The sequence below is a fragment of the Kitasatospora sp. NPDC127116 genome (genome assembly GCF_042677365.1).
Lineage (GTDB): Bacteria > Actinomycetota > Actinomycetes > Streptomycetales > Streptomycetaceae > Kitasatospora > Kitasatospora lactacystinica.
Map to the genome: position 1 here is coordinate 64,581 of NZ_JBHXTL010000034.1, position 6,472 is coordinate 71,052.

Consider the following 6,472-nt stretch of genomic DNA (forward strand, 5'->3'; position numbering starts at 1 on the left):
GGGGGGGGGTCCCCCCCCCCCACGCCCCCCCCCACCCCGCAGCCGCGCTGCTATATTGAACACGTTCAAACTTGATGGGCGGGATCCGCTCCAGGATCCGCTCCGAACTCGGCCAGGGGGACACGTGGCACCAGGAAACGGTGTGGATGTGGCGGCGCGCGCAGTGATCACCGTGCTCACAACCTGGGCGACACTCGTCGCGCTCCTTCTCCTGCCGACGCTGCTGCCGAATCGATGGCAGTACTACATCTACTCGCCCGCCAGCGTCGCACTGTGGATGCTGTCCATGCTCGTCGGTCCGGCCCTGGCATGTGCGGGCAACCGGCAATGGATCCGCAACGGCGTACGGAGAGCCGCAGCCGGCGGAAGCCGGACCTGACCGAGCGGATCCGCCGCCGAACGCCGTCGACCACCCGAGCTGCGCACTGCGCTGTTCAGCCGGCAGGACCGATGTAGATCCACATGCCGATGTAGAGCGCGAACACGATCCCCGCCAGGGCGGCGAGAACCATCACGGTCCCCAGGCAGCCCTTCAGCAACCTCTTGTCGAGCACTCCGGTCCCTCCGTCTCACCTCGTGCCACCACGCCAGGAGTGCGACTCGGACCGGCGCCTGAGCAGCCGTACTCAAGCGGGCACGGGAGTTGGTGGCGAGGCCGACCGTCACGGGCTGCGCAGGACTGCGGCGACCTTGCCGAGGACGGTCGCGTGTCGCCGTTGATCGGCCCGTACGCCGAGGTGTGCGGCATCGGCCGGATCCGGCCGTCCTCGCGCTCCAGCCGCTCGACGACGGCCGTACCGTCGGTCAACGCGGCCACGACGGCGCAGCTGTCCGCGGCCGGCGCCGGTTCCCCGAGGAGTCCGGCGAGCTGGTAGCCGGCTGTGATCGCCAGGGCGAGGACTGCCGGGAGCCCTGTCGGCGGCTCGCGGTTGACTGCCGTCATGGACAACACCACCGACCATCTGCACCGCATCGACGCGCTGTTGGACCGCCCGGCTCCGCCGTCGCCCGCCTGCCCGCCGACGGCGACCTCGTCACCGCCCATCGCCGTCTCGTCGAGGCGTTGCGCCCGCGCTGGGGGTCGTCGCGTGTCCTTGCGGCCGGTGGTTTCGTCGACCCCGCCCTCGACGACGGCAGCGGGTTGCCGCTGGTCGCACCGTTCGCCGGGCGGCTCGTCGAGTTGTGCGGGTGGGTGGTGGGCGGCGGTGGATCGGCTGCGGGATCGTCCGGGACAACGGCGGCAGCGGGTCGCACCTGGTCGCGGTGACGGCCCGCCGGATCGACCCGGCGACGGCCTTCCTGCCCCGCCGGGGAATCGGAGGAAGGGGCCGAGGTGCCGGGTGAGCGCTGGGTGCGGCGGCTCGCCGCCGTGACGGGCCGGCCGCGGTCGCGGCAGTGGCCCGACTCCGTCCGGGCCCACCAGTTCTACTGGCTGACGGAGGGCGCGGACCCGAACCGGTGGCCGGTCGTCGCCCGCAACGAGGACGGCGACAGCTGTGCGCGGTTCGACGGTTCCACCGCCGAGTTCGTCCACCGGCTCCTCACCGACCACCGGCACCCCTTCTCGGTCGCCGAGCTCATCGACCGCCCCGACTTCGAGCCGTACGAGCCCCACGACCGCGACGACCCCTTCGAGGACCGCCGACTGCCGCAGCAGATCGGCTGACAGGTCCGCCGAGCCGACAAGAGACAGCCTCGTGAACCGACACGAGCACCGTGGTCACGGCCTCACCGCGCCCGACTCCTACCCGTTCTCAAGGCACCTCCACGGGCCACCGCAACCGGTTCCGCCGATGCCGCACGCGGCCTGCACGGGTGATCGACGCCAACAGCAGGTTCGTCGTTGCCGTCGGCCTTCCTGTGCCCGTCAACCGCAACGACTGCCGGGCCTTCACCGAGTCCGGTGTCGATCTGGCCTGCCGCGACGCCCCGGTACCGGCCGACGGCGGCTACCAAGGCACAGGACTCTCATGCCGCACCGCCGGCGCCCGGGCCAGGAACGTCCGACGCCTCGACAGGAAGCCGACAACGTCGTCCGCCGATGGGCACGAGCCCGCGTCGAGCACACCTTCTTCCGCATGAAGGACTTGGAATATCCTCCGCGAATGCCGCCTGCGCGGAACCGGTGTGCATCACGCCGTGCTCGGCATTGCCCGCCTCCACAACCTCGCGCTGGCCCGCCCCACCCGGGGCGGCCTCTAGCGCCGGCGGTCCCCGAGGGAGCCGGGGGGGCACGGGGCCACCGGGCTCCGCTCGGCGAGGTGGGCGTCCATGGTGGCGTTCAGATCGGTGATGAACTGCTCGAACTGTTGCAGGAGTTGTGGCGGGTAGGGGGACATCGCGGCGTCGAGGCGGTGGGCGAGCGGGCCGAAGAACTCGTCCGCCCGCTCCTGGATGTGCGGGCCGCTGCGCAGGGTGACGATGCGCCGGTCGGAGTGCTCGCGGGTGCGGACGATGTGTCCGGCCGCTTCGAGGCGGTTCAGGAGTGCGGTGGTGGCGCCCGTGGACAGGGAGATGCGCTCGCTCAGCCGGGCCGGTGACAGCGGAGTCCCGCGTTCCTCGGCGGCGGCGATCTCCAGCACCGCGGTCGCGTCGGTGGAGTGCAGGCCCAGCCAGGCGGCGAAGCGCCGGCTGAGCTCGGCGTAGTGGCCGCCATAGATCCGCAGCCCTTCCATCAGCCGCTCGCGCCGCGCCGCGACACCGTCGCCCATCGCTTCCTCCACAGGCATTGCCACCTCGTCTCACCTGCCGGGCGTCCAGGTGGGCGGCCCGCTTTGACAACCTACCTCCACCAATTTACCTTCATCATGGAATTACTTCACCATGGAGGTATCTGGCGTGCGTGCCCCGTCCCCCACCCCCGACGAGACGACCGAGCCCTACCAGTGGCGATGGCTGATCCTGGTGGCGGTGATCGTCGCGGAGGTCATGGATCTCCTGGACGCCTCGATCGTCAACGTGGCCGGACCGGACCTGGAGAAGTCCCTCGGTGCCGGTTCCGTCGGACTGCAGTGGGTGATCGGCGGCTACGCCCTCACCCTGGGCGCAGGGCTCGTGCTCGGCGGCCGGCTCGGCGACCGCTACGGACGGCGCCGGATGTTCCTGATCGGCCTGGCGGCCTTCACCGCGGCCTCGCTGCTGTGCGCACTCGCGCCGAACATCGAGTCGCTGATCGCCTTCCGCCTGCTGCAGGGCACCGCCGGGGCCATGCTCCTGCCCCAGGGGCTGGGTCTGCTGCGGGAGAACTTCTCCGGCCCCGAGCTGACCAAGGTCTTCGCGGTCTTCGGACCCGTACTCGGCCTGGGCGGCATCATCGGCCCGGTCCTGGGCGGCTTCCTCATCGAGGGCGACTTTTTCGGCCTGGGCTGGCGGTCGGTGTTCCTGGTCAACCTGCCCATCGGGCTCACGGCACTGATCGTCGCCGCGAAGTTCGTGCCGAAGCAGCCGGGCGACCGCGCGGTTCGGGTCGACCTGACCGGCGCCGCCCTGGTCGCACTCTCCTGCGGTCTGCTGGTGTTGCCGCTCAACCAGGGGCAGGAGGACGGCTGGCCGCTGTGGACATGGCTGTCCATGGCCGCCTCGGCGATCGGTTTCGCCCTCTTCGCCCTCCAGCAGCGCCGCACGGCCGCCGCAGGCCGCGAGCCGCTGGTGACCCCGGGCCTGCTTCGCAAGCCGGCCTTCACCGTCGGACTCGGCGGCATCGCCCTGTTCTTCGGCGGGCTCATCGGCACCCAGCTCGTGCTGACCCTCTTCCTCCAGATCGGCCGGCACTTCACCGCCGGTGAAGCGGGCCTGGGCAACCTGCCCCTCGCGGTGGGAACCGCGATCGGCGGCGCCGTCAGCGGCGCGTTCCTCGCGGACAGGATCGGCCGCAGGGTGCTACAGATCGGACCGCTGGTCCAACTGGCCGGCGCGGCCCTGTTGTGGGCCGAGCTCGACCGCCTCGACGCCGCCTCGTTCGCGATCCGGGACATCGCCCCCGGCGTGGCAGTGGCGGGCGTCGGCGCCGGCATGGTGATCGCCGCCCTGTTCAGCTTCATCCTGGCCGCGGTCGACGACGACGAGATCGGCTCCGCTTCCGGTGTCCTGTCCGCGGTCCAGGCAGTCGGCGGCTCCATCGGTGTCGCGGTCTTCGGCTCGGTGTTCTTCGCCCAGGCCAGGACCGGTGACTTCATCGACGGCTTCCACCGCGCCCTGATCGTCCAGGCATGCCTGCTGACGGTCTTCCTCGCGATCACCTTCCTCCTGCCCCCAAAGGGCCGCCCCGAAGAAGAACAGCACGGCGCCGCCACCGAGCCCGCCACCGGCTCCGACGCGGAGCAGCACCTCACCGCGTGAAACACAGCCGGGGAGAGCGCCCACGAAAGCCCCCTCCCCTGCACCGACACTGGCCAGCTGGGCAACCCAACCCGACCGCACGCCACGAGCAGAGCCCAGGCGAAGGCCACTGTTGGATTACGGGACGGCCTTCAGCCGTCAGGGAACCGCTCTTTCCACGGGACACATGTGGGCCGCTTCCCTCCCGAAGCCAGGAACTCCTCGACGGCATTTCGAACGATGTCGATCGAAATCTCAACCCGGTCCGAGAAATCGGTCCAGTGTCCGGCAAGATAGTACACCGGCGCATTCCTGGTTTCGGGACCCCCTGCGGAAATGACACTGCCCCCGCCATCGGCGAAGGCGACCACTCCGAGCTGGACCGCCCTGTCCACTCCGATCAGAAACTCGTGATCGGGCCATTCCGGCATCATCGAGGGGCGGTCCAGATGAATGATCTGGGCCAGGTTTTGGTGAACCGGCCCAGTCAGAAGATCCTCGATCAGGACACCGACCTCATCGACCGAATGAAGATAATCGGGCTCCACAATTCGATCTTCCCTGTACCGGAGTTCAGCTCGCATCGCCACTCCTTCCCCACTCAACCCTTCTTCTCATTCCCGGCAGTCCCGAAGGTCTTCGAATCCCGGCCGCTTCCATCCTTATTCGGGGAAGTGGACCGCGAGGCCCGTATTGTCATCCTCAAGGACTTCCTGTACGTGTTCACAACAGGCGCTGATGACATCGCCCCCTCCAGGTCGAAGAAATCGCTGATGCCTGCCGGCTGCCCGTGAGGCGGATCGTGTCCGCCGGACTGCGCTGTCGGCGACGGCTCAATGTGGGTTCTGGATCACTTTCCGTGCCAAAGCCACAGAGCATCACCAGAACCGCAATCATGAACAGCCGTGGCTGACGATCTCCTCAAAGACCTCTGGCTCCACCAAACCGCCGACATCGCGGTCAACACCCTGACCATCCGCGCCGACCGCGTCACCGTCCACGCCGCCACGACCACCGACGAGGCGGGTTGTCCGTCGTGCGGAACTGTCTCGACCCGGGTACACAGCAGCTACGTGCGACGGTTGGACGACAGGGCGGCGGGCGGGCGGCGGGTGGTGGTCGAGTTACGGGTCCGCCGTTTCCGCTGCCGTGAACGAGCTTGCCCCCGGGCCACGTTCGTCGAACAGGCGCCGGGGCTGACATTCCGTCACGGACGGCGGAGCCAGGGCCTGCAGACCGCGCTCCAGCAGCTCGCCCTTGCCCTTGCCGGCCGGGCCGGCTCCCGCCTGGCCGAGACCTTCGCGGTCCCGGTGAGCCGCTCCACGCTCCTGCGGCTGATACGCGCCCTGCCGGATCCGGCGCCCACGGTGCCACGCGTGCTGGGCATCGACGAGTTCGCCCTGCGCAAGGGCCACGTCTACGCCACGATCCTGGTCGACATCGAGACCCGCCGCCCGGTTGACCTGCTGCCCGACCGCACGGTCGCCACCGTCCGGTCCTGGCTGGCCGACCACCCGGGAGTGAAGGTCGTCTGCCGCGACCGCTCCGCCTCCTATGCCGAGGCCGCCCGGCTCGGCGCCCCGGACGCGATCCACGTCGCCGACCGGTTCCACCTGTGGCAGAACCTCGCCGACGCGGTCGAGACGACCGTGCTGCAGCACCGAGCCCTGCTGCCCGAACCAGCCCCTGCACCCGGCCCTGCCAGAGCAGTTGTCCTTCCGCCCGTCAGCGCCGAGCCCCGCCGGACCGGACGCCTGTCCGACCGGGTCCGCGAACAGCACGCCGCCGTCCACGCGCTCGTGAAGGACGGATTCAGCCTGCGCGCTGTCGCCCGCCGACTCGGCCTTGCACGCGGCACCGTCCGCCGACTGGCCGGCGCGCAGGATCCCGACGAACTGCTGGTCGGCCGCTGGACGGGACGCACCAGCATCCTCGACCCCTACAAGCCCTACCTCGATCAACGCTTCGCGGAGGGCCACACGATCGCCCGGCGCCTGTTCGAGGAGATCCGACACCGCGGATTCCCTGGTCAGGAGCAGATCGTGCGCGTCTACGTCCGCCGGCTGCGGGAAGCCTTCCCGCACCAGGACCCGCCCCGCCGAAAGCCGTCCGTCAGGGACGTGACCAGCTGGATCACCCGCCACCCCGACCGTCT

At 69.9% G+C, this 6,472-nt stretch carries 6 protein-coding genes and 2 pseudogenes; 5 read left to right on the forward strand and 3 right to left on the reverse strand.

The annotated features are described in order from the left end of the window. Positions 1–142 precede the first annotated feature (142 nt). Positions 143–379: a hypothetical protein gene (locus ACFVHV_RS16375; RefSeq protein WP_359903680.1), complete on the forward strand. Its 237-nt coding sequence runs from the start codon at positions 143–145 to the stop codon at positions 377–379. A 283-nt stretch (positions 380–662) separates the two neighbouring features. On the opposite strand, the pseudogene ACFVHV_RS16380 reads toward ACFVHV_RS16375, so the two are convergent. Beyond that, positions 663–820 (reverse strand): annotated as a pseudogene (locus tag ACFVHV_RS16380) (LexA family protein); the annotation flags it as partial. A gap of 513 nt (positions 821–1,333) precedes the next feature. Here ACFVHV_RS16380 and ACFVHV_RS16385 point away from each other — a divergent pair. Both ACFVHV_RS16385 and ACFVHV_RS16390 read left to right on the forward strand, forming a co-directional pair. Further along, the gene (locus ACFVHV_RS16385) at positions 1,334–1,666 is read left to right on the forward strand and encodes a hypothetical protein (RefSeq protein ID WP_380351739.1); all 333 of its coding nucleotides are present in this window, start codon (positions 1,334–1,336) and stop codon (positions 1,664–1,666) included. A 143-nt stretch (positions 1,667–1,809) separates the two neighbouring features. Continuing rightward, positions 1,810–2,202, forward strand: a pseudogene (locus ACFVHV_RS16390) (transposase); the annotation flags it as partial. Here ACFVHV_RS16390 and ACFVHV_RS16395 read toward each other — a convergent pair. Beyond that, a complete protein-coding gene (locus tag ACFVHV_RS16395; RefSeq protein ID WP_359903673.1) occupies positions 2,199–2,729 on the reverse strand; it encodes a MarR family transcriptional regulator in 531 nt (176 codons plus the stop codon). The pseudogene ACFVHV_RS16390 and the gene ACFVHV_RS16395 sit on opposite strands and share 4 nt — an antisense overlap. Before the next feature lie 109 nt (positions 2,730–2,838). Here ACFVHV_RS16395 and ACFVHV_RS16400 point away from each other — a divergent pair, with 109 nt between their 5' ends. After that, positions 2,839–4,338, forward strand: coding sequence for an MFS transporter (locus ACFVHV_RS16400; RefSeq protein ID WP_380351741.1), 1,500 nt, complete (start codon positions 2,839–2,841; stop codon positions 4,336–4,338). Between the two features lie 131 nt (positions 4,339–4,469). Here ACFVHV_RS16400 and ACFVHV_RS16405 read toward each other — a convergent pair whose 3' ends face one another. Further along, positions 4,470–4,901 (reverse strand): Imm1 family immunity protein, encoded by a 432-nt coding sequence (locus tag ACFVHV_RS16405; protein ID WP_380351743.1) that lies wholly within the window; start codon positions 4,899–4,901, stop codon positions 4,470–4,472. Positions 4,902–5,222: 321 nt separating this feature from the next. Between ACFVHV_RS16405 and ACFVHV_RS16410 the strand changes: the two genes are divergently transcribed. Then, positions 5,223–6,472: ISL3 family transposase (locus ACFVHV_RS16410; RefSeq protein ID WP_380351744.1), on the forward strand; the 1,250-nt coding region annotated here is incomplete at its 3' end.

Bases quoted from the DNA above. Each gene is read 5' to 3' on its own strand.
- ACFVHV_RS16395 (WP_359903673.1), bottom strand. From the start codon at position 2,729: ATGCCTGTGGAGGAAGCGATGGGCGACGGTGTCGCGGCGCGGCGCGAG.
- ACFVHV_RS16405 (WP_380351743.1), bottom strand. From the start codon at position 4,901: ATGCGAGCTGAACTCCGGTACAGGGAAGATCGAATTGTGGAGCCCGAT.